Annotated in this window: 21 protein-coding genes and 2 pseudogenes; 13 read left to right on the top strand and 10 right to left on the bottom strand. The window is 70.1% G+C overall.

The features are described 5' to 3' along the window. Positions 1–69 precede the first annotated feature (69 nt). A complete protein-coding gene (locus tag AB0M99_RS30760) occupies positions 70–1,776 on the bottom strand; it encodes a hypothetical protein (RefSeq protein WP_365926206.1) in 1,707 nt (568 codons plus the stop codon). Between AB0M99_RS30760 and AB0M99_RS30765 the strand changes: the two genes are divergently transcribed. Then, positions 1,766–2,281, top strand: a complete 516-nt coding sequence (locus tag AB0M99_RS30765) for a hypothetical protein (protein ID WP_365926208.1) — start codon at positions 1,766–1,768, stop codon at positions 2,279–2,281. The two genes, AB0M99_RS30760 and AB0M99_RS30765, sit on opposite strands and share 11 nt — an antisense overlap. Positions 2,282–2,299: 18 nt before the next feature. Here the strand turns inward: AB0M99_RS30765 and AB0M99_RS30770 are convergent, their stop codons facing one another. The 3 genes from AB0M99_RS30770 to AB0M99_RS30780 form a co-directional block, all read right to left on the bottom strand. Beyond that, positions 2,300–2,458 carry a hypothetical protein gene (locus AB0M99_RS30770; protein WP_365926210.1) on the bottom strand — a complete coding sequence of 53 codons (159 nt, stop codon included), beginning with the start codon at positions 2,456–2,458 and terminating at the stop codon, positions 2,300–2,302. 233 nt (positions 2,459–2,691) lie between these two features. Beyond that, entirely contained in the window at positions 2,692–2,979 is a 288-nt protein-coding gene (locus AB0M99_RS30775) for a DUF3817 domain-containing protein (RefSeq protein ID WP_365926212.1), read from the bottom strand. A 5-nt stretch (positions 2,980–2,984) separates the two neighbouring features. After that, positions 2,985–3,449: a DUF2269 family protein gene (locus AB0M99_RS30780; RefSeq protein ID WP_365926214.1), complete on the bottom strand. Its 465-nt coding sequence runs from the start codon at positions 3,447–3,449 to the stop codon at positions 2,985–2,987. Between the two features lie 89 nt (positions 3,450–3,538). On the opposite strand from AB0M99_RS30780, the gene AB0M99_RS30785 reads away from it, so the two are divergent. Both AB0M99_RS30785 and AB0M99_RS30790 read left to right on the top strand, forming a co-directional pair. Then, on the top strand, positions 3,539–3,880 hold the full coding sequence (locus AB0M99_RS30785; RefSeq protein ID WP_365926216.1) for a helix-turn-helix transcriptional regulator: 342 nt from the start codon (positions 3,539–3,541) through the stop codon (positions 3,878–3,880). After that, positions 3,877–4,557: a hypothetical protein gene (locus AB0M99_RS30790; protein ID WP_365926218.1), complete on the top strand. Its 681-nt coding sequence runs from the start codon at positions 3,877–3,879 to the stop codon at positions 4,555–4,557. The genes AB0M99_RS30785 and AB0M99_RS30790 overlap by 4 nt, the downstream gene beginning before the upstream one ends. 85 nt (positions 4,558–4,642) lie before the next feature. Here AB0M99_RS30790 and AB0M99_RS30795 read toward each other — a convergent pair whose 3' ends face one another. After that, positions 4,643–6,931, bottom strand: a complete 2,289-nt coding sequence (locus tag AB0M99_RS30795; protein WP_365926220.1) for an MMPL family transporter — start codon at positions 6,929–6,931, stop codon at positions 4,643–4,645. A 190-nt stretch (positions 6,932–7,121) separates the two neighbouring features. On the opposite strand from AB0M99_RS30795, the gene AB0M99_RS30800 reads away from it, so the two are divergent. Together AB0M99_RS30800 and AB0M99_RS30805 are read left to right on the top strand one after the other, a co-directional pair. After that, on the top strand, positions 7,122–8,279 hold the full coding sequence (locus AB0M99_RS30800; RefSeq protein WP_365926222.1) for a histidine kinase: 1,158 nt from the start codon (positions 7,122–7,124) through the stop codon (positions 8,277–8,279). Further along, on the top strand, positions 8,254–8,916 hold the full coding sequence (locus AB0M99_RS30805) for a response regulator transcription factor (RefSeq protein WP_365926252.1): 663 nt from the start codon (positions 8,254–8,256) through the stop codon (positions 8,914–8,916). Before AB0M99_RS30800 ends, AB0M99_RS30805 begins: the two co-directional genes overlap by 26 nt. Before the next feature lie 98 nt (positions 8,917–9,014). On the opposite strand, the gene AB0M99_RS30810 is transcribed toward AB0M99_RS30805, so the two are convergent. Beyond that, entirely contained in the window at positions 9,015–9,248 is a 234-nt protein-coding gene (locus AB0M99_RS30810) for a hypothetical protein (protein ID WP_365926224.1), read from the bottom strand. A gap of 449 nt (positions 9,249–9,697) precedes the next feature. Between AB0M99_RS30810 and AB0M99_RS30815 the strand changes: the two genes are divergently transcribed. The 3 genes from AB0M99_RS30815 to AB0M99_RS30825 all read left to right on the top strand — a co-directional run bounded on the left by AB0M99_RS30815 (position 9,698) and on the right by AB0M99_RS30825 (position 11,138). After that, entirely contained in the window at positions 9,698–9,940 is a 243-nt protein-coding gene (locus AB0M99_RS30815; protein WP_365926226.1) for a hypothetical protein, read from the top strand. Positions 9,941–10,169: 229 nt separating this feature from the next. Next, complete coding sequence (locus AB0M99_RS30820; RefSeq protein WP_365926228.1) at positions 10,170–10,403, top strand: hypothetical protein; 234 nt, start codon at positions 10,170–10,172, stop codon at positions 10,401–10,403. 162 nt (positions 10,404–10,565) lie between these two features. Then, entirely contained in the window at positions 10,566–11,138 is a 573-nt protein-coding gene (locus AB0M99_RS30825) for a dihydrofolate reductase family protein (protein WP_365926230.1), read from the top strand. On the opposite strand, the gene AB0M99_RS30830 is transcribed toward AB0M99_RS30825, so the two are convergent. Both AB0M99_RS30830 and AB0M99_RS30835 read right to left on the bottom strand, forming a co-directional pair. Next, a complete protein-coding gene (locus AB0M99_RS30830; RefSeq protein ID WP_365926232.1) occupies positions 11,093–11,605 on the bottom strand; it encodes a hypothetical protein in 513 nt (170 codons plus the stop codon). The two genes, AB0M99_RS30825 and AB0M99_RS30830, sit on opposite strands and share 46 nt — an antisense overlap. A 26-nt stretch (positions 11,606–11,631) precedes the next feature. Then, on the bottom strand, positions 11,632–14,289 hold the full coding sequence (locus AB0M99_RS30835; RefSeq protein WP_365926234.1) for an AMP-binding protein: 2,658 nt from the start codon (positions 14,287–14,289) through the stop codon (positions 11,632–11,634). 213 nt (positions 14,290–14,502) lie between these two features. Here AB0M99_RS30835 and AB0M99_RS30840 point away from each other — a divergent pair, with 213 nt between their 5' ends. From AB0M99_RS30840 to AB0M99_RS30850, 3 genes are read left to right on the top strand one after another with little or no spacing between them, the layout of a single operon-like run. Beyond that, complete coding sequence (locus AB0M99_RS30840) at positions 14,503–15,522, top strand: iron ABC transporter substrate-binding protein (RefSeq protein WP_365926236.1); 1,020 nt, start codon at positions 14,503–14,505, stop codon at positions 15,520–15,522. A 5-nt stretch (positions 15,523–15,527) separates the two neighbouring features. After that, positions 15,528–17,117, top strand: coding sequence for an iron ABC transporter permease (locus AB0M99_RS30845; protein WP_365926238.1), 1,590 nt, complete (start codon positions 15,528–15,530; stop codon positions 17,115–17,117). Then, positions 17,114–18,148: an ABC transporter ATP-binding protein gene (locus tag AB0M99_RS30850; RefSeq protein ID WP_365926240.1), complete on the top strand. Its 1,035-nt coding sequence runs from the start codon at positions 17,114–17,116 to the stop codon at positions 18,146–18,148. Before AB0M99_RS30845 ends, AB0M99_RS30850 begins: the two co-directional genes overlap by 4 nt. Before the next feature lie 131 nt (positions 18,149–18,279). Here the strand turns inward: AB0M99_RS30850 and AB0M99_RS30855 are convergent. Further along, positions 18,280–18,617, bottom strand: a pseudogene (locus AB0M99_RS30855) (DUF1326 domain-containing protein); the annotation flags it as partial. Positions 18,618–19,050: 433 nt separating this feature from the next. On the opposite strand from AB0M99_RS30855, the gene AB0M99_RS30860 reads away from it, so the two are divergent. Next, positions 19,051–20,190, top strand: a complete 1,140-nt coding sequence (locus tag AB0M99_RS30860) for a cytochrome P450 (RefSeq protein ID WP_365926242.1) — start codon at positions 19,051–19,053, stop codon at positions 20,188–20,190. A 5-nt stretch (positions 20,191–20,195) separates the two neighbouring features. Beyond that, positions 20,196–21,338 carry a type III polyketide synthase gene (locus AB0M99_RS30865; RefSeq protein WP_365926244.1) on the top strand — a complete coding sequence of 381 codons (1,143 nt, stop codon included), beginning with the start codon at positions 20,196–20,198 and terminating at the stop codon, positions 21,336–21,338. A gap of 76 nt (positions 21,339–21,414) precedes the next feature. Here AB0M99_RS30865 and AB0M99_RS30870 read toward each other — a convergent pair. Beyond that, positions 21,415–21,972: pseudogene (locus AB0M99_RS30870) on the bottom strand (transposase); the annotation flags it as partial. Positions 21,973–22,080 lie beyond the last annotated feature (108 nt).

Below are 22,080 nucleotides of genomic sequence, written 5' to 3' on the forward strand. Positions count from 1 at the left end.
CCCGGAGCCCCGAGCGCTCGTGTCTCCTCGGTCAGCTCCGCACCCGGTGCCGACCGAGGAGACGCCGGGTCAGAAGCGGCGGATGATGCGCAGGGCCTTCGTGTAGTAGCCGGTGCCGGCCTGGCCGATGAGGGACTGGGCGGCGAGGTCGCCCCTGGTGGGGCCGTCGGGGGTCTTGCGGCTGGAGACGAAGCGGGGGCGCTTCTTGTCGTCCAGGCCGACGTAGATGCCGACGTGGTCGATGGGGCGGCGCTGATCGGCGGGGGCGCCGGCCTTCTCGGGCTCGCAGTTGAAGTACAGGGTGTCGCCGATCTGGAGCCCGGTGATCGACGGCGGCTTCGCCTCGTAAGCCGTGCTGTCCTGACTCCCGGCCGGAGGAGTGGACTGGGCCACGATGACGCCCGGTCCCTCCAGGGCCATGTCGTGGCTGGTCCGAGGCAGGTTCCCCGAGCCGAAGTCCCTCTTCACCACCATGGGTATGCCCATGTGGTAGCCGAACACCATTCGCACGAAGCCCGAACAGTCGAGGCTGCCCTTGAAGCGGCTGCGATCCTCGGGATCTTCGCCGGGCTTTCGGTCGGGCTCGCCGTTGGGGAAGACCGCCTCCTTCAGGCCCATGTAGTCGAAGACGTCGGCGCCGATGTCCAGCCGGCCGGAATCGGGGGCGTCGTGCTCTCTCGGCCCGTAGGAGGCCTTGCCCAGCACGCGTGCACCGTGGAGGGCGGGTGAGGTGACGTCGGGGGCGTTCAGCAGGAACATGGAGGCGAAGGAGAGCGCGTCGGGCGAGATGTCCGACGCCCAAGCCCGGATCTGCGCGTCCAACTCCTTGGTCCAGGTGCCGTTGAAGGGCGCCGGCAGGAGACGGACCCAGGTCGCGTGGGTGACCGAGGGGGGCTCGGCCCAACTGCAGGAATTCACCTTGAACTCGTCGACTATCGCATCCACGGGCAAGTTGGTGGAGTTGAGGGAGGCCAGTGCCCGCACCCCGATGTGGCCCTTGCCGAATCGGGTGTCCGTCACCTCGCCGCTCGACTTCGCCGTGGACTCGGCGTCACCGGAACGCCAAGCGGACGCCCGGAGCTTGTGTCCCTCCCGCACCAGTCGGATGTTCCAGCGGTCCGACGGCGTGAAGCCGGTGGCGAGCAGGACGGAGTCGGACTGCGGGGTGCCGCCGAGCACGGTCACCACGTCGTTGTCCTCCTTCTCCAGGAACAGCCGGACCTCGACGTTCGGCGCCGGCGAGACGGTGATCCTGGCACGGTAGTGGTTCTTCATGTCCGTAAACCCGCACGTCAGGCCGATCGACAACGGTGCGCCGCTCGGCGCCTTGCTGAAGCCGACGACGGCTGTGACATCGACGTCCCCGACCTCCTTGTCCACGAGGTACGCGTAGCGGGTGCGGTTGTCGCGCGCCAGCTTGATGCGGCCGGAGCCACCCTCCACCGTGTAGTCGGAATGGAGCGGCTCGTACCCGTCGATGTCCCACCTGCCGCCGCCGGGGGACGGGCCCCACCCCTCGGGGTCCCCGTCTTCGGGCTTCTCACCGCCCAGGTTCTTCACCACGCGGTCGAACGGGTCGGTGAACGGCCGCTTCTGCTCGGTGAAGTGCCGCTGCGGTCCGCGTACGGTGACGGTGCGCGCGCCGGTCGTGAGGGTGGCGAGCACCCCGTGCGGATCCGAGACCCCCCGACGGCCACCCTGTCTCGGCCAGGCGCCGGTCGCCATCCTGGCCGTACAGGTCATCGGCGGCGAGTACAGCTCGGGCGTGATCCGCACCAGCCTGACGGCGGTGCCGCAGCGGGCCACCGTCCTCGCGGCCAAAGCCGTTGCCCTCACCGGCGTCGTGGCCGTCGCCGGAACCGTCGCTGTCCTCGGGGCGCTACTTGCCGGGTGGCTGATCCTGCCCGGCCCCGATGACCAGGCCCTGTCCCTGGCCGCCGGGCCGACGTTGCGCGCGGTCGTCGGGTCGGTCCTCCACCTGGTTCTGATCGCTCTTCTCAGCCTCGGAATCGCGAGCGCCGTGAGGGACCCCGCCACCAGCATCGGGGTCGTCCTCGGCCTGCTCTACGTCGTCCCCATCGTCTCCCAGACGATCAGCGATCCGCACTGGCAGAGCCTGCTCCAGAAGATCGCGCCGATGAGCGCCGGGCTTGCCATCCAGGCCACCACTGACCTCCCCGGCCTGCCCATCAGCCCCTGGGCCGGCCTCTGCGTGACCGCCGGGTGGGCCGCCGCGGCGCTGTCGGTCGGAGTCCTGTTGCTGCGCATGCGCGACGCCTGAACCCTCCTCCCCGGTCAGTCATTTGAGCAGTCCGTTCTCCCCGACCAGGTTCACGCTCTCGGCGCGGGCCCGCTCCACGAGCGGGCTGGCCAAGTCGCTTTCTGTTTCCGCCAGTCGAGCCAACTCGGCCCCCGTCCGTACGATGCCTTCACGGGGCCGGTCGTCCTTGATCCCCATCAGTGATCCTTCCCGGCGGAGACCACGTCTCATGCCTTACGGGCCACATCGGGGCATACGTAAACTTTCGGACAGTCCCAGGTCTGGGGAGGTTCGCATGATGCCGAGCGACCGGGCTACCCATGGCCGTCGGTCGACCCGCTGCACATGGGGCACGGACGGAAGTCGTCAGCCTGCGTCTGAGCACCCCGCGGGGAGCGGGGCTTCCCGTGCTGTCGGTGATCGTTTCCCGGTCATCTGTCGGCGCCGGGCAGTATGTCAGGTGAGGAGGCGGGTGGCTGCTGCCCCAGCAGGCGCAGTGCGAGGAGCCCTCCGATGCCGGGAATGAAGGCACACCCCTTGGCTCCCGGCCGCGCGATGGCGGGAGTGAGGAAGACTGCGACGATGACGGCCAGGTAGGCCGTGCCGTGGAGCAGGCCGGCCAGCGACGTGATCACCCCGGTGTGCACGGTGAACAGGTTGAGCAGCAGGAGCGTGAGGGATGCGGCTTCGGCTGCGGCCGCGATGCGCAGAGTTCGCATGTTGATCAGGCTCCCGTTGTGGAGCCGGGGCGGACGATCATCAGGACGACGACGACTGCCCACAGCAGGTTGAACATCCCCGTGGTCATGGAGAGGCGTGCCGCCGCTGACCGCAGCTCCGAAATGGCGTCCGCGGGTTGGGCGAGCAGTCGGGCCTGTCCGGGCAGGACCGCCGTGAGTAGCAGGGCCGCAGCGGCAGCCGTGAGCACGATCGACGTCAGCAGCCAGGGGTCGGTGAGGACGCCCATCCGGGCGCCGGTGGCGACGCCGAGGACCGGGACGGCTATGCCGACGACCGTGTACCCACGACAGATCTTGTGCAGGAAGGCGGTGATCCGGCCGTTGGTCTCCTGCGCGTCGCTGCTGGCCGACAGCCTCGCGTAGCGGGGGAACATCGAGGCTGCGACGGTGATCGGCCCGATCGCCAGAATCGCGGCCAGGACGTGCAGCGAGAGCAGCAGCTTGGTCACAGGGATCCCTTCATGGATGACTTACCAATAGATTGGCTACCGATCCATAAGTAGCACGGTATGGCGCTCCTTGGGTAGGCTGCCTGACTATGAAGACGGATGCGGTACGCGGCCACCTGGACGGACTACTGCTGTCCGTACTGGAATCCGGCCCCCTGCACGGTTACGCGATCATCGCCGCGGTCCAGGAGCGCAGCGGCGGCGTACTGGAGCTTCGTAAGGGCACCATCTACCCCGCCCTCAACCGGCTCGAGCGGATCGGACTGCTGAGCAGCGCATGGGAGTCGGTGGGCGAACGCCGTCGGCGCTGCTACGAACTCACCGACGCCGGACGGCGCAGCCTGGCCACAGAGCGGACACACTGGCGGGCGTTCACGGCAGCGATCGGCTCGGTGCTGGAACCCGCTCCGACCCCCGGACACGCCACGTGAAGGCGCCCGAGATCCGTGCCGACGACACCATCGAAGTCCACCTCGCGGAGCTGACGGCCACCCTGCACGGCCCGGCCCGACTCAAGACCCAGATGGTGGACGAACTGCGCGAAGGCCTCCTGGACACCGCGCGGGAGCTGTCGCCCGATACCGAACCTGGCCGGGACGCCGCCCGCCAGGCCATCCGCCAGTTCGGCACCGTGGCCGAGATCGCGCCCAGCTTCCAGCATGAACTGACCATCACCCAGGCCCGTCACACCGCGCGCACCGTCATGATGATCGTCCCGTGTGTGCTGGTGTGCTGGTACCTGGTCGAGCTCGCCACCCGCGCGGCGGGCCACCGGCTGCTGGACCTGCTCCAGGTGACCGTCGCCCACCTCGGCGTCCTCGCAGCGCTCACTGCGTTGCTCGCGGCCGTGTGCCTCTCCATCACCGGCACACTGGCCCGCCGACTGCCCCTCCCGCAACGACTGCCGCTCGTGGTCGCCTGGACGGGAACCACCGCGGCAGTCGCCCTCGGTCTGAGCGCGCTGACCCTCATCACTGCCGCGGTACTGGCCACCAACTGGCCACTGATCGCGGCCGCCTGTCTGATCACTATCGCCTTCCACACGCGCATCGCCGCTTCTGCACGCGCGTGCCGCCACTGCGCCCGCCTGCCTGTCACCGCCCCCTGACGAACGGGAGGCTGCGGAGTGGTGGGGCTGCCCGGTACTGGCTTGTTGTGCTGGTCAGAGGGACGTGCCGTCTGCGGGAGTTGAGTCAACGGTCAGCCAGCCGTGGACGAGGGGTCTCGCCCGTGGATTCCGCATCCGCATCCGCGTCGGTGTCGTCGGTGCCGACCGGGCCGCGGGGAAGCATCCGGTCCAGCCACTTCGGCAGCCACCAGTTGGTCCGGCCGAGGAGTGTCATGGTCGCCGGTACCAGCACCATGCGTACGACAGTGGCGTCGATGAAGATCGCGGTGGCCAGGCCGAGCCCGAACATCTTGGTGGAGGGGTCCTCGGCGACGGCGAAGGACAGGAAGACCGCCACCATGATGAGGGCGGCCGAGGTGATGATCCGGGCGGTGCGCGAGATGCCCTCGACGATCGCCGTGCCGTTGTCGCCGGTGCGCAGGTACTCCTCGCGTACGCGGGAGAGGAGGAACACCTCGTAGTCCATCGACAGGCCGAACAGGATGGCGAAGAGGAACATCGGGATGAACGACACGATCGGAACAGTCGCTTCCAGCCCGATGAGCGCGCCTCCCCAACCCCACTGGAAGACCACGACCATGATGCCGTAGGCCGCGCCGATGCTCAGCAGGTTCAGCAGTACCGCCTTGAGCGGTACGAGTATCGAGCGGAAGACCAGCATCAGCAGCAGGAACGACATCGCCAGCACGGCGGCGACGAGCACCGGCAGGCGTTGGCTGGTGCGTTGGCCCACATCGGACAGGCTCGCGGTGGCGCCGCCGACGTGGGCCGTGGCCGTGGCCGGACCGTGCCCGATCGCCGTGGGCAGCACGCCGGTGCGCAGCCGGGCGATGGTGTCGGCCGTGGCCTTGTCCTGAGGGCTGGTGGTCGGGAACACCACGAGGGTCGCGATGCCGGTGGCCCGATCGATGTGCGTCGGCGCGAGGGATGCGATGCCCGGATCCGCCGCGACCGCCCCGACGATTCGGTCCAGCACTCCCGGATCACCGGCGGGGTCCGCGGCGATGACGAGGGGACCGTTGGTGCCCGGGCCGAACCCCTCGGCGACGAGGTCGTAGGCGCGGCGCTCGGTACGGCTGGGGGGCATCGAGCCGTCGTCGGGCAGGCCGACGCGCAGGCCGAGCACGGGCAGCGTCGCGGCCAGCAGCAGCCCCGCCGCGCCGATCGCGTACAGCGCCGGGTGCCGGCTGACGTGCCCGATCCAGCGCCGCCAACCGGCGGCGGGAGCGGCGCCCGCCTCCGGGTCCCGCCGCCGTGCGAGTCGGCCCAGCTTCCCGGTCTGCAGAGCCCGGCCGATCCGGCCGGCCCGGGCCAGGCGTGGGCCGGCGGCGCCGAGGAAGGCCGGCAGAAGCGTCACCGACGCGACCATCATGATCAGAACGACGACCGAGACGGCGAGCCCGCCCACCGTCATGAACGGCACGTTCGCGACCGCCAGGCCGAGGATCGATACGACGACGACGCCGCCGGCGAAGACCACGGGCCGTCCCGCCGTGGCCACCGCCCGCCCCGCCGCTTCGTGGGGATCGAGCCCGCTCGCGAGGTACTCCCGGTGCCTGGCGAGCACGAACAGCGCGTAGTCGATGCCCACTCCGAGCCCGACCATGCTGCCCAGGACGGGGGCGAAGGTCGGGACGTCCGTCACCCCTGCCAGTACCGTCATCGTGGCAACTCCGATGGTCAGCCCGAAGACCGCCATGCCGATCGGCAGCGCGGCGGCGACGAGCGAACCGAACGCCAAGAACAGGATCGCGGCGGCGGCGAGGATGCCGATCAGCTCGCTCGCGCCGCCGGCGGGTTCGGAGAAGGCGTAGAAGAGGTTCCCGCCCATCTCGATGCGCAGGGGCAGCTCGGCGCGCAGCCGGTCGCCGAGTTCGACGAGGGCGTCGAGGTCTTTCGCCGACAGCCGGCTCTGGTCGGGGTACTGCACCCGGACGACTGCGATCCGCCCGTCGGCCGAGACAAGGCCGCCGCGCACGGCGGTGTCCCCGCGTGCGTCGAGTGCCCCCGCCGGGTCGCTCGTACCGAGCACGTGCGGCAGCCGCTTCACCTCGCTCTGCAGCCGCGTGAGAGCGGTGCGCGCGCCGCCGTGGTCGAAGAACGTCGCACCGCCGTCGAGGGGGGTGACGACCACTTGGGCGGTCATCCCCTCCTGGCCGGTGCCGGCCCGCTCGATCAGTTCCGCGGCCCGTTGGGAGTCCAGCCCCGGAGCGGTCATCGAGTCCGCGGTCCGCCCGCCGAAGGCGATCGCGGCGAGGACGGCAAGCGTGGCGGCGATCAGCCATGCCGCGATCACCCGCCAGGGATGGCGGGCGGCGCCCCCACCCAGGCGCAACAGGGCTTTCGAGAGCATCTGATCCTCCAACTACCTCGCTGGCCGTTCCTGTACGGCCGCCGATGCCGAGGTTCGTCGCCACGGCGCTCCGCGGCATCGGCCCGCGGGCCGCGGATCCGTCGGCCCCAGGGCGGAGTGACGCCCAGTCCTTTCGGCTGATGCGCGGCGCGGCGCGGTGCCTACTCTGAGAACCGTGCTAGGAGACGACTTGCGAACCCTGTGGACCGAACCCCGGCCGCCCGACGCGCCCGCCCGGGTGTGGCGGGACTGGGCGTTGCTCGCCGCGGGCCTTGCCGGTGTGGTGCTGGAGGCCACCCTGCGCGAGAACGTCGTGTGGCGGCCGGTGGCGGTGGGGTTCGCCGTATGGCTGTGCCTGCTGCCCTTGTGGCGCCGGACCCGCCCGCTGGCGATGGTGACGCTGGCGTTCGGCTCGGTGATCCTGCTTCAAGTGGCCTCGCTCGTCGCCGCTCCGCGCGAGCCCGTCGGCCTGTACACCGGCGCGGTCGTGCTCGTGCTGGTGTACGCGCTGCCCCGGTGGGGATCGGGACGCGAGATCGTGCTCGGCGGCGCGGTGACCCTCGCGGCCAGCGCGCTGTGTTCCGTCACGGACGAGACCCCGGCCGTCGAGAACCTCGTGGGCTTCGTCTTCCTGCTGCTGCCCGGCGTGGTCGGGGCTGCCGTGCGGTTCCGGGTGACCGATCGCGAGCGGCAGTTGGACCAGGTGCGCTCCCGCGAGCGCGAGCAGCTCGCCCGGGAACTGCACGACACGGTGGCCCACCACGTGTCGGCCATGGTGATCATCGCCCAGGCGGGCCGGGTGCTCGCGGGCACCGACCCGTCCGCCGCCGTCGAGGCGCTGGAGGGGGTCGAGGAGGAAGGGGCGCGCACGCTGGAGGAAATGCGCGCCATGGTCGCCGCGCTGCGCGACCGCGGCGTCGGCGCCGAGCTGGCGCCCCCTGCCGGAGTCGCGGATCTGGAGCGCCTGGTGCGCACCCCGGGCGGCCGCCTCAGGGTCGACCTGGGGCTCGACGGCGAGCTGGACGCGCTGCCCCCGGCCGTGGACGCGGCCGTCTACCGGATCGTGCAGGAGTCGGTGACCAACGCGCTGCGCCATGCGGTCGACGCGACCGAGCTCGTAGTCCGGGTCGCCGCCGAACGGCACACGGTACGGGTGAGCGTGCGCGACAACGGCCAACGCACCGGCCGAAGCCGTGCCGGATACGGACTTGCCGGACTGCGCGAGCGCGCTACCCTGCTCGGCGGCAAACTACGAGCTGGTCCCGGCGCCGACCAGGGCTGGCACGTCGAAGCCGAACTGCCGAGAGGGAGGACCGAGAGTGGTGCCCATTCGCGTCCTCGTCGCTGACGACCAGACCATCATCCGCACCGGCCTGCGGATCATACTGAACGCCCAGCCCGGCATCGAGGTGATCGGCGAGGCCGCCGACGGGCAGGAATCGGTACGTCTGGCCCGCGAACTGCGCCCCGACGTCTGTCTGTTCGACATCCGCATGCCCGTGATCGACGGGCTCGAGGCCACCCGGTTGGTCGCCGGCCCGGGCGTCGCCGACCCGCTGGCCGTGGTCGTCATCACCACGTTCGACCTCGACGAGTACGTCTACGGCGCGCTGCGTGCAGGCGCCCGCGGATTCCTCCTCAAAGACACGGGACCAGACCTTCTGGCGCAGGCCGTACGGTCGGCGTCCGACGGTGAGGCGCTCATTGCCCCCAGCGTCACCGTCCGTCTGCTCCAGGCATTCGCGGACCTGCCCGCCGGCCGGCCCGTGGCCCAGCCGGTCGCCCCGGTCACCGCCCGCGAGGAGCAGGTGCTCCTGGCCGTCGCTCGCGGGCTGACCAACACCGAGATCGCCGATGCGCTGCACATCAGCCTCAGCACGGTGAAGACGCATCTGGCCAGCCTGATGGCCAAACTCGGTGCCCGCAACAGGGTCGAGATCGCGATGTGGGCCTACGAAACGCGCCGTATCCTCCCCGGAACCTGAGCCGGGTGCCGGGCTATGTCCCATGAGAGCCTGATGACATACGAGGCGGGCCCTGAAGTGGATGCTGTTCTGTGCGCGAAGTACGGGCTCGACAGTGATCAGCACAGGGCGTCCGGGAGGGCGATGCAGAGCCGGTCGGTGAGCCCGCGTCCGGCGCCGGGTCCGGTGCCGCCGTAGGGCTGTCCGGAACGGGGCGCGTCTTCGGGTACGGGCTCCCACTTCCGCAGCCGCCACGGCTCGTCGAGTCCGGCACGCAGCGCAGGCGCCGGCGCGAGGACCCGGCTCGTACGGTGCCGGCGGCTCGCCCGCAGCCGCTCCCGGACCGCCCGCAACCCGGCCCGCGCAGGGCGCAGTCCAGCGCCCCGAAGCCCACAAGGCGCTCGGGCACCTCCTCGTCCAGCCAGGCCGTGTTGCTGTCCCGGTGTACGCGTGGAGCTGCGAACCCGCAGGTGCGATCTCTCGGTTCCGTGACGCCGGGGTGAGGGACAGTGAGGTGATGCGTGTTGGCGCAGGTCGGAGTCGGTTGCCGGGGTGGGGCTCGCCGTCATGGATGTGAGAGAGCGGGTCGATTCCACTGACGCGGGGCGGCATTCGTGCAGGTGGCGTACTGACAGGAATCCGAGAGATCGCGGACGGGAGGCGATGCATTGGCCTAGACCTATTGTGTGGCCTGGTTCGTGACGGTACGTTCGTGCCTGGCTGCGCAGCCTGCATGTACCGCACCACATCGCAGTGTCGGGTACTCTGCCGGGCATCCCCGGCATTTTCAGGAGGACATGCCATGTGCCGCCGCACAGCAGCCGCCCTCGCTACCGCCGTCACCGCCGGAGCCCTCGCGCTCGGCGCCGCGGGCGCCGCCGAGGCCGTCCCCGGCACCGGCTTCTACGCCCGCAGCAACCACGCCTCGTACACCGAATGCGTGGCCGCCGGCCGGGCCGGCTACAACTTCTGGGGCCCGGTCTTCTTCTGCGAGCCCTTCAGTACCGCCCGCCCGGACATCATCACCCTCTGGGTCCGCTACTGACCCACCCGGCCGCCCCGGGCCGACACGGGGCCGGCCGTACGGCAGTTACGTAGCACCACGCCCCGCACCACCAGCCGGCACCCGCCGCCCGGGTCCGTGTCCGTGTCCGTGTCCCGGGACGGTGGGCCGCCCCGACGCCCGCGTCTGATCGATTGTTCGAATGGTCACGCCGACATCAGCAGCCCGTGACCCCGCCGTGACCACGGGGGTCCGGGTGCGTTGACCGGGCATGACCACCACCGCGAAGCGGGTCGCCGTGACGGCGTCCCTCCTGTTCACCGCCCTCGCCGCTGCAGTCCCGGCCGCCGAGGCCCAGACCGACCCTCTCGCCGACGTCATCGCTGCCACCCAACGCGCGGAGCAGTCCTCCCTCAACGCAGGAGGCCTCTACTCCTGGATGGCCAAGGGCTTCCAGCTGAGGAACCAGCAAATCGAGGACGTGATCAATCGCCCCACCGTGTAAAACCCGTCCTCCGCTGATCGGGTCCGAGATCGGAGACGACCGATGAGTTCCTTCATGATCCACAGTCATAGATCATGGTTGGTGTGCGGCAGCCGCGAGTGGGGGCCGCTCGTGCACCGACCGAACTGCTGAGAACCGGACACGAGACACCGAGGAACCCAGATGCGTACCCTGATCAGCACCGCTTTCATCTCCCTCGACGGCGTCGTGGAGGGCCCGGGCGGCGAGCCCGGCTACCGGAACTCCGGGTGGACCTTCAAGGACGTAGAGTTCCTGCCCGAGGCGTTCGACATCAAGGGTCGGGAGCAGAAGGAGGCCTCCGCGATCCTGATGGGTCGGACCAGCTACGAGGCGTTCAGTCCGGTGTGGCCCGACATGGAGGACTTCGCCGACTACAAGCTGATGCCGAAGTACGTCGTCTCCACCACCCTCACCGAGGACGACCTGGTCTCGAACTGGGGCGAGACCACGATCCTGCGCTCACTCGACGGCGTCGCCGCGCTGAAGGAGACTGAGGGCGGCCCGATCATCGTCCACGGCAGCGCCTCCCTGAACCGGGCTCTCTCGGACGCCGGCCTGATCGACCGCTACCATCTGCTCGTCTTCCCGCTCCTGCTCGGCGCGGGCAAGCGCCTGTTCAGCGGCACGGACAAGGACACCCAGAAGCTGAAGCTCGTCGAACACGAGGCCTACGCGAACGGCTTGCAGAAGAACGTCTTCGACGTCATTCGCTGACAGGGACTTTCGAGGTCAGCCCAGCGGGGGAGCCGTCCGACGTCGCCGGCTTCCCGGCCGGGGCCGCTGGCGCGCGCGGTTCCATGCGGGCTCAGACGGAGGCGCGCCGAGGCGGGCTCGTCCGCCCCGGCGAACTCGGGCATCCCCTTCCACGAAGCCGACCACCGAGTGGCGGCGCAGTTCTCCATGCAGCCGGGCCGCGGATCAGTACGGTTCGGGGCGATCTCGATGATCTCGGCCGAGACGACCTCGTGGGCGACAAACGGATCGGCTGCAACACACTGCCGCAGGTCGTCGAGGGTCGTGTTGTGGGCAAGCACGGCACCGCCCTGACCTGGCGCACACCTCGTCGACTTCGAGCCCATGCACGGCACGTACACCTTCGCGCTGCACGCCCAGGGCGCGCTCGCGCGCACCAGCTTTCCGGGCGAGGCCGGTGGCTGGTACCGGTCGGCCGCGCCCGCCATGGCCCGGAAAGTGCGCACCTCCCTCGTCAAGGACCTCCGTGACCTTGAACGGAAGCTGCTGGGGCAGGGGTTCGGCGGAACCGCTCCACCGCGGTGACCGGAACCCGAGCCCGGGATCCCGGACGGGCGCTTCTGCGCGGTGCACCCGGTGAGAGCAGCGAGGGCAGTCCGCGCATCAGGCGAGTTGCCGCGGCGGCGTAGGCGACGCCGAAGAACAGGGAGGCGAGGAAGGCCAAGTGTCGTGAGAAGCCGTCGACCAGCGGGAAGATCTGCCAGTGGGTCAGGTAGATGTACAGGGAACTGGTCGCCAGGAGGCCGGCGACCTGGTTGACGCGTTCGCGGCTGGGGAGGGACGGCACCCACACGAGCAGGGCGAACGTGGCGATGATGATCGCCTCTCGTCCGGGGTCGCCGGGGAAGAAGCCGGGCACCGTGGCCAGCGCGGCGGCCGTGACCACGATCCGCTGTGTCTTGGTCCGGGCTTTCGCCGCCGCCCAGCCGAGCGCGAACAGCCAGAAGACGGTGACCGCGTCGGGTATCCGGGTGCGGTCGGGGAGGCCGAGCAGGTCGTAGCGGGTGAGCAGGCCCAGAGCGGCGAGCGCCAGAGGCAGGCCGTAGGGGAATCGACGCTCTGCCCGGTCCACGATGGGGTGAGCCAGGAGGGCCACCACGACGATCAGGATGTAGACCAGCGCCTCGATGAACCAGAAGTGCATGCCCGTCTTGCTGTCCTCTGGCCCCAGCACGCTGTCGAGGAGGGCGAGGTTGGCCAGGGTGTAGTCGTCGTTGAGGAGGAGTACGAAGCCGATCCAGATCATGGACGGCACGGCGACCCGCGTGATGCTGAGGCAGGCGCGCCGGACGCGCTCGCCCCGTTCGGCGGTGGTGAGGTGGAAGCGGGCGAAGTTGTAGCCCGCGATGGCGAGCAGCAGGTGTGCTCCGCCCTTGATGCCGAAGACGTGGATGTGCGAGCCGACGATGCAGAAGATCGCCATGGCGCGCAGGGCGACGCTGCTCTCAAGGGCCCGCCTGCGTGCGGGCATCTCTCCCTCCGGCGGCCTGAGTTCCCGGATCGGTGTGGTGTGCCAGTCGGTCGGCAGGTGGCCGAGCCGCTCTTCGAGGTGGAGGGACATCTCGACGTACGAGAGCGAGTCGCCGCCCAGACCGACGAAGGTGCTGTCCGGCGTCACCTCGGGCCGGTCGAGGATGCGCGCATAGAGCAGGCAAAGGTCTCCAGGGCCGCTGCCGAGTGGGTGCTCGGGCGTCGATGAACCTGCGTCGGACGGGTGAGCCAGTTCGCGCACGGCGCGGTAGTCGGGCTTGCCCGTGGGCAGACGGGGGAGGTCGGCCAGGAGGTGGACGCGGACTGCGCGGGCCGGCAGGCCGCACTCGCTCGTCACCAGGCTTCGTATCCGGCGCGCGGCCGCGGCGCCCGTGCCGATGGCGGCGACGGCGAGGGCCTCGTCGTCGCCGGTGCACAGGGACGTGACGTCGTGCCGTGCGAGCATCGTCTCGACCTGCGTGGGGTCGATGCGCAGGCCGAGGATCTTCGCGAACCGGCTGCGGCGGCCGACGATCTCGTACATGCCCTCGGGGGTCAGCCGTGCGACGTCACCGGTGTGCAGATCGTCCACGGTCCGGCCGAGTGCCAGGTCTTCGGGGGTGCGGGCGTAGCCGAGCATGACGTTCGGGCCCGTGTAGACGAGCTCGCCCGTGTCCCCCTCGGGCCAGTCGCGCAGCGGCTGGAGCCGGAAGGAGCCGCCGGGGATCGCGACTCCGGCCGCCTCGGGGTGGGCTTCCGCGAGTTGGGGCGGCAGGTACGCCATGCGGGCCGTCGCCTCGGTCTGCCCGTACATCGCGAACAGCTCCCAGCCGGCCGCACGGCCGAGTGCCGCGTAGTGCCGGACCCGGTCGGGCGCGAGCCGGCCGCCGGCCTGGGTGACGTAGCGCAGGTGGGGCAGGTCCATGGAGGCGAAGCCGACGCGGTCGAGCAGGTCGAAGGTGTACGGGACGCCGGCGAAGGTCGTTCCGCGGGCGGTCCGGAAGAGATCCCAGAAGCAACTGTCGGCGACCGACAGGTCGGTCAGGATCAGGGCGGCGCCGCGCAACAGGTGGCTGTGGATGACCGACAAGCCGTAGCAGTAGTGCATCGGCAGCGTCGTGGCAGCGCGGTCGGTGTCCTGGATTTCCAGGTAATCGGCGATGGATTCCGCGTTGGCCTGGAGGTTTTCGTGCGACAGCCGTACGAGTTTCGGTGAACCGGTGGATCCGGAGGTGCTCAGCAGCAGGGCGAGGTCCGGGTGCAGGTCATGCGCCGAGACGGGGCGCCGTTCGTCGAGTACCCACTGTCCGCCGTCCGGGTGTGCAACGACGTCCGGGTCGTACGCGTCGACGAGGGACTGCACGGCTTCCGGGTGGTCGCCCGGCACCAACAGGACCGGGTGCCCTGCCGAGAGCGCCGCGAGGTGGACGACGAGTGCATCGACGGTGTTGGCGCCGACCACCAGGACCAGGCGGCGCCTGCGGCCCAGTCGCCCGGCTGTCGTTTCCACCCGGGCGGCGAGTTCGCGGTAGGTCACGGGGCCGTCGGCGGTGATGACCGCGGTGCGGTCGCCGTGGGTCGCGAGATCGGCGGCGAGGGGGACGTTCTTGGTGCCTGGCAGCAGGGCGGAAGGGGCTGTCACGAGCGCATCTTAGGAAAGCCTTACCTCATTGGATAGTCACAGGAAAGTCACAGCTGAGACATGGAAGATCCATAAGGAATTCACAGGTAGGGTCGGCTCCGCCGAACCCCCGGCGGGGCCAAAATGTTGCGTGCGTCACCCTTGCCTTTAGGTTAGCTTTACCTTACTTATTGGGCGTTCAGGTTCTCGCTGCACGTGCAGGAAAGGCTTCCCATGCGACGCCCCTTGATCCACCGTCTAGCCGCCTTCTCCGCGGCAGCGCTCCTCCTTCCCGCACTCGCGGGCTGCGGCGTCGACGAGGACGACGCCGGGCTCGTGATCTACTCCGGCCGCAACGAGAAGCTGGTCAAGCCGCTCCTGGACGAGCTGGAGAAGGCAGTCGGCACCACGGTCGCCGTCCGCTACGGCGAGAGCGCCGAACTCGCCGCCCAGATCCAGGAGGAGGGCGACAAGACCAAGGCGGGCCTGTTCTTCTCGCAGGACGCAGGCGCCCTCGGTGCGCTCTCCAAGAAGGGGCTGCTGGAGAAGCTGCCCCAGGCCTCGCTGGACAAGGTCGATGCTGCCTTCCGTGGCAGCGCGGGCGACTGGGTGGGCACCTCCGGGCGCGCCCGGGTCCTGGCCTACAACCCCGCCCAGGTCGCCAAGGTCCCCGACACCGTGCACGACCTGGTCAAGCCGGAGTGGAAGGGCAAGATCGGCTACGTCCCGACCAACGCCTCCTTCCAGGCCTTCGTCACCGGTATGCGGGTCCTGGAGGGCGAAGACGCCACCCGAGCCTGGCTCAAGGGACTGAAGGCCAACGAGCCGAAGGTCTACGACAACAACCTCAAGGTCCTCGACGGCGTCGGCAAGGGCGAGGTCTCGCTCGGCCTGATCAACCACTACTACTGGTACGAGCAGGTCGCGGAGAAGGGGGAGGGCAAGGTCAAGGCGAAGATCCACTTCCTGCCGGGCGGGGACCCGGGCGCCCTCGTCAACACGGCCGGAGTCGGCATCCTCAAGGGCAGCGACCAGGCGCCGGCGGCACAGAAGGCCGTCGACTTCCTGCTCTCGGAGAGGGCCCAGAAGTACTTCGCCGAGGACACCAAGGAGTACCCGCTGGCCGCCGGGGTGACGAGCACCGTCAAGGACCTCCCGCCGCTGGCCTCCCTCGACGCCCCCAAGATCGACCTCGGCGAACTGGATTCGCTGCAAGAGACCCTGAAGATGCTCCAGGAAGCCGGGATGGTCTGACCCGCATGCACTCCACGGATCCCGTCGCACCGGCGGATCCCGCAGTCCGCCCGGCAGGCGCCACCGCGCCGGTCGGGCGGCTGCGTGCCGGGCGCCGCCCGCCTGCCGTCCTGCTCGTTCCCGCTGCCCTCGCCGCGCTGTTCGCACTGCTGCCCCTCGGGTACCTCGCCGTCCGCTCCCTGGAACGCGGCCCTGCGTTCGCCTGGGAGGTCATCGCCAACGAGCGCACCGTCCAACTGCTCGGCCGCAGCCTCGGACTGGCCGCCGTGGTCGTATCGACGTCCCTGGTGCTCGGCGTGTCACTGGCCTGGCTCACCGTACGGACCGAGCTGCCCGGCGCCCGGGCCTGGTCGGTGCTGGTGACCCTGCCCCTGGCCGTGCCGAGCTACGTCGCAGCCTTCGCCTGGCTGTCCGCGTTCCCCGGCCTCGCGGGCTTCGGCGGCGCCGCCCTCGCACTCACGCTGGTGAGCTTCCCCTACGTCTATCTGCCCGTCACGGCCGCACTGCGCGGGGCCGATCCGGCACAGGAAGAGGTCTCGCGTTCGCTCGGCCACGGGCCGCTGCGGACCTTCCTGCACGTCACGCTGCCGCAGGTGCGCCCCGCCGCGGCCGGGGGAGCCGTACTGGTCGCGCTGTACGTGTTCTCCGACTTCGGCGCCGTGTCCCTGATGCGGTACGACACCTTCACCCGCGGCATCTACACCTCCTACCGGGCCAGCTTCGACCGAACCCCGGCAGCTGCCCTCAGCGTCGTCCTCGTGGTGATGACGATCCTGCTCGTCGCCGCCGAGGCCCGTACGCGGGGCCGCGCGGGCCACGCCAGGACCGGGACCGGTACCGCACGGCCGGCCGTCCCCGCGCCGCTCGGCCCATGGCACGTACCGGCTCTGGCCTGGTGCACGACGGTCGCAGCCATCGCCGTCCTCATGCCGCTGGCCACCCTCGGGTACTGGCTCGCCGTGGGCAATTCCGCTACGTGGGACCCCTCCCGGCTCCTCGACACGGCCGGCACCACGCTCGGCGTCGCCGCCGCGGGAGCCGCGCTCACGGCCCTCCTCGCCCTGCCCGTCGGGGTGATCGCCGCCCGCCACCGGGGCCGTACCGCACACCTGCTGGAACAGTCCGCCTATGCCGGCCACGCACTGCCCGGCATCACCGTCGCGCTGTCCCTGGTCTTCTTCGCGGTCCGCTACGCCGAACCGCTCTACCAGGAACTCCCGCTGCTCGTCTGCGCGTACGCCGTGCTCTTCCTGCCCGTCTCGGTGGCCGCGACCCGGGCCGCGGTACTGCAGTCCCCGCCAGTGCTGGAGGACGTCGCCCGCTCGCTCGGCCGCAGCCCCCTGCGCGTACTGCGCGAGATCACCGTGCCGCTGGCCGCGCCCGGGGTCGCCGCCGGAGCCGCGCTGACCTTCGTCGTGTGCATGAAGGAACTCCCCGCGACCCTCCTGCTGCGTCCCACCGGCATGGACACCCTGGCCACCCGGCTCTGGACGGAGACCGGGACCGGCTCGTTCGCAGCGGCGGCCCCCTATGCCGCAGCGCTGATCCTGCTGGCGGCCATCCCCTCCTACCTCCTCGGGCGGCACCGCACATGACCGACGTACAGATCACCGGAGTGTCGAAGTCCTACGGCCCGGGCGCGCCCGTCCTGCGCGGACTCGACCTCACGGTCCCCGCCGGCACCCTGGCCGCTCTTCTCGGACCCTCCGGCTGCGGCAAGACGACCCTGCTCCGCATCGTCGCCGGCTTCCTGCGCGCCGACGCGGGCACCGTCACCGTCGGCGGACGCACCCTGTCCGGCCCCGGCGTCCACCTTCCCCCCGAGCATCGCCGCATCGGCATCGTCCCCCAGGAAGGCGCGCTCTTCCCGCACCTGAGCGTCGCCCACAACGTCGCCTTCGGGCTGATCGGCCACGCCCGCGCCGAACGCCGCAGCCGCACCGAGGAGATGCTCGAACTCGTCGGCCTCGGCGGCTACGGCGAACGGATGCCGCACGAACTGTCCGGCGGCCAGCAACAGCGCGTCGCCCTGGCCCGCGCCCTGGCGCCGGAACCGGCCCTGGTCCTGCTGGACGAACCGTTCAACGCCCTCGACAGCGCCCTGCGTTCCGGTGTCCGGGCAGACGTCCGTACCGCCCTGCGCGCCACCGGAGCCACCGCCCTGCTGGTCACCCACGACCAGCAGGAAGCCCTCTCCACGGCCGACCTCGTCGCCGTCGTACGGGACGGCCGCGTGGCTCAGTGCGACACACCGCAAGAGCTCTACCGGCGCCCCGCCGACCCCTGGGTGGCCCGCTTCGTCGGCGACGCCGTACTCATCCCCGGCACCGCCGACCACGGCACCGCAACGACCGTGCTGGGCCGTCTCCCCCTCGCAGCGCCCCCCGTGGGACGGAGCGAGGGCACCGTCCTGCTGCGGCCCGAGCAACTGCAGCTCACCGAAACCGCGACGGCCGCCCAGGGCACCGTCACCGACGTGACCTTCTACGGCCACGACGCCATGGTCACCGTCTCCGTCGACGGCCTGGAAGGCCCCCTCGGCATCCGAGTCGCCGGACCCGTCGCCGTGCGCCCGGGCCAGCGCACCGGCATCCTGGTCAAGGGCGAGGCAACACTCCATCCATGAACAGGTCGTTGCGGTCCCCGGCGTCGAGCTGCTCGACGCCGGGGTGCAACAGATCGCGGGTGACCCAATGGGTTCGGCTCGTCGAGAACCCGCACCAGCACGGCCGCAGGCTCACAGCGACGTGCGTCGCGTCAGTGGGGGCCCGTCCAGTCGAAGGTGATGTGCTTGCCGACCCGGCCGCTCCTTCCACTGGAAGCCGAAGGCATTGGCGCGGTCCGCCGTGGAGCGGCCCCGGGCCGCGACCTGTCCCGGTCCGGTCTCGCAGCCTGGCAGGTCGGTCGACTGGACCTGGGCGCCCTCCGGTGTCGTCGGTCCGGTGAGCGCTTCCGCACTCGCCTTGACCCGGCCGCCGGCCTGGCCACCGAAAGTCCTGTGCAGGGCTTGGCGCTTGTGCGTCGTCGGGGCGCTCGTCGAGGAAGACCGCCGCGTACCTGTCGGTGTGTTCGGCCCACACATCGCCGATCACCGAGGCCACCGTGATCCGATCGACGGTCGCGAAACCGCCCGGCGGCGGCGTGAACGCCGCCTCGCCCGCCCCCTCGCACGAGACCTCCGCAGGCCGTGGGAACGGTCTGCGGAACCGAACAGATCAACCTCCGCACGAGTCCGCCGGGGTTCAGGAACCTGCGTGCGAAGACCGGCACGCCACGCCAGTCCGCGCACCGAAACCCAGCCGACCCGGCCCTGGCCGCTCACTCGGCTCGAAGAACCGGCGGACAGCCGGCCGGTACGACGTCGGACAGCGTGAGGGCGCAGATGGCGGGCGGTGCGGGCTCAGAGAGAGGGGGCAGGGTGCCCATGAGCTCGTCTGCTGGCGCCGTAACCGGGAAGATCATCGGTCGTTTGCTCAGGCTGTGACCTACTTATTTCGCCATGACGTGGCCCTGGAACCTGATCCGTTCATGAGCTTGCTGCAGCGGGACGAGCCCGTAGCTCGTGTCGAGATGCCATACGGCACCGGACCCTGCTGGCTGGTGACCCGCTACGCCGATGTACAGATGGCTACCTCCGACCGTCGGTTCAGCCGGGCCGCGCTTGTCGGCAGGGACTTCCCCCGCATCACCCCGGCTCCGATCGCTCAGAACGAGGCGATCAATTTGATGGACCCGCCGGTGCTGGGCCGGATCCGCCGACTGGTTACGCACGCCTTCGGCCCGCACCAGGTGGGCCGGCTGCGCCCCTGGGTGCGGTCCTTGGTGGACACGTCGGTGGCGGCGATGGCGGTCGAGGGGCCGGGCGTAGACGTGGTCGAGCACCTGTCGAACCGGCTGCCGCTGGAGGCCATCTGCGAACTCCTCGGGATCCCGGGCCGTGATCGTCCTCGGCTGCGCCGGTGGGCGATGGAGATGATGGCCATGACCCCCGAGGCCCGGGACACGGCCGCCGTCGCCAAGGGGGAACTGCGCGCCTACTTCGACGCCCTCGCTGTCCGCCGCCGCGAGGAGCCGGGCGAGGACCTGCTCAGCGCCCTCGCGACTGCCCGGATCGGTGACGAGACGCTCACGGACGCCGAACTTGCCGTCATGGCCATGTTGCTGATGGTCACCGGCCACGACACCACCACGTACGACATCTCCAACATGGTCTTCACCCTCCTCACGCACCCGGCGCAGTTCGCCCAGCTCCAGGCCCAACCGGAGCTGCTGGACCAGGCGATCGAGGAGCTGCTGCGGTACATCCCCTTCCGCCAGGGTGTCGGTATCCCGCGCATCGCGCTGGAGGACGTGGAGCTCGGCGGGGTGACGATCCGTGCCGGTGACACCGTCCACGTCTCCTATCTCACGGCCAACCGCGACGAGGCCGCCTACGACCGCTGTGACGAGCTGGACTTCGAACGCCCTGCCCCGCCTCCGCACATGGCGTTCGGCTACGGCATGCACCACTGCCTGGGATCCCACCTGGCCCGTCTGATGCTGCGCACCTCCATCGGCACCCTGCTGGCCCGGTTTCCCACCCTGCGCCTCGCGATCCCGGCCGAGGAAGTGCGCTGGAATGCCCAGTCGATCTGGCGCTATCCGCTGACCCTGCCGGTCGCGTGGTGAGCGCGATGGCGACCCTGTGCCGCCCGGTGGTGGCCGTCCCCGAACACGTCGTCACGGCCGAGGAGACCCTCGACCTCGCCCGTACCCTTCACGCCGGGCACCCCCAGCTCGGCCTCGCCCTGCGCCTGATCGCCAACACGGGAGTCCGCACCCGGCACCTCGTGCAGCCGCTGGAGGAGGTCCTGCGCCACCCCGGCTTCGAGGAACGCAATCTGCGCTACGAGAAGGAGGCCAAGCGCAGGCTGCCTGAGGTCATCGACCGGGCCCTCGCCCACGCCGAACTCACCGCGGGCGGCATCGACATGATCGTGTACGTCTCGTGCACCGGGTTCATGATGCCCTCCATGACCGCCCACCTGATCAACAGTATGGGGTTCCGCTCCGACACCCGGCAGCTGCCCATCTCCCAGCTGGGCTGCGCGGCGGGCGGCGCCGCAGTCAACCGGGCGCACGACTTCGTGACCGCCTACCCAGACCGGAACGTACTGATCGTCGCCTGCGAATTCTGCTCGCTGCTCTACCAGCCGAACGATCTGGGCGTGGGTAGCCTGCTGTCCAACGGTCTGTTCGGTGACGCGATGGCCGCCGTCGTCGTGCGAGGGCAGGGTGGTCACGGCATCCGCCTGGAACACAACGGCTCTCACCTTGTCCCCGGCACCGAGGACTGGATCTCCTACGCGGTGCGCGACACAGGCTTCCACTTCCAGCTGGACAAGCGGGTCCCCGCCACCATGGCTGTCCTTGCCCCGGCCATGCGGCAGATGGCCACGCCGTTCGCCTGGGACATCGCCAACCTCGACTTCTATCTTGTCCACGCCGGGGGCCCGCGCATCCTCGAGGATCTCGGCCGACACCTTGGCCTGCCGCCGGCAACTTTCCGGCACAGCCGGGCCACGCTGACCGAAAGAGGCAACATCGCCAGTGCGGTCGTCTTCGACGCAATGGACCGGCTCTTTGCCGAGGGCGGACCGCAGCCCGGCGCGCGCGGTCTGCTGGCTGGGTTCGGTCCGGGCATCACCGCGGAGATCGCCCTCGGTCACTGGTCGGTGCACGCGCGGTCCGTGTCCGACGACGAGGTCCGGGCAACGGGCGGGGTTCCCGCGGCCCGGATGCGCGACCGCGCCAGGGGCACGGCATCCGCGGCGTAGGGATGACAGGATTCAGTCAGTCCCGGGGGACGAGCTTGGGTCTGTCAAAAGAACGGTGTAACTCAGGTTGTTGGAGTTACTGACGGGCTGCGGAGATTCGGCCGTCGAAGGTGATGTCGAAGGCGTTCAGCGCGGTCTTCCAGCGCATGGTCCAGCGGGCCTGGCCCCTGCCGGTGGGGTCCAGTGACATGATCGCCATGTAGACGCACTTCAGGGCGGCTTGCTCGTTTGGGAAGTGGCCGCGGGCCTTGACCGCCCGGCGGATCCTGGCGTTGACGGACTCGATCGCATTGGTGGTGCAGACGATGCGGCGGATCTCGGTGTCGAAGCGGAGGAACGGCGTGAACTCCTCCCACGCGTTCTCCCAGAGCCGCACGATTGCCGGGTACTTCTTGCCCCAGGCGTCGGCGAACTCGGCGAACCGCTCGAGTGCGGCGTCTTCGGTCGCCGCGGTGTAGACGGGCTTGAGAACCTTGGCGATCTTGTCCCAGTCCTGGCGGGCGGCATAGCGGAAGGAGTTACGCAGCAGGTGGACCACGCAAGTCTGGACGGTGGTGCGGGGCCAGACGGTCTCGACGGCGTCGGGCAGGCCCTTGAGCCCGTCGCAGACGAGCATGAGGACGTCGTTCACGCCCAAGGCCGCGGAGTTAAGCCCCACCCGTGTCCGTCAAGAGAGTGATCTCGGTCTGGACCGCGGACTATGAGGACGGGACCTCCGGTATGGCAAGGGATCGACCAAGAT

This window comes from Streptomyces sp. NPDC051183 (genome assembly GCF_040682455.1).
Classification (GTDB): Bacteria; Actinomycetota; Actinomycetes; order Streptomycetales; family Streptomycetaceae; genus Streptomyces.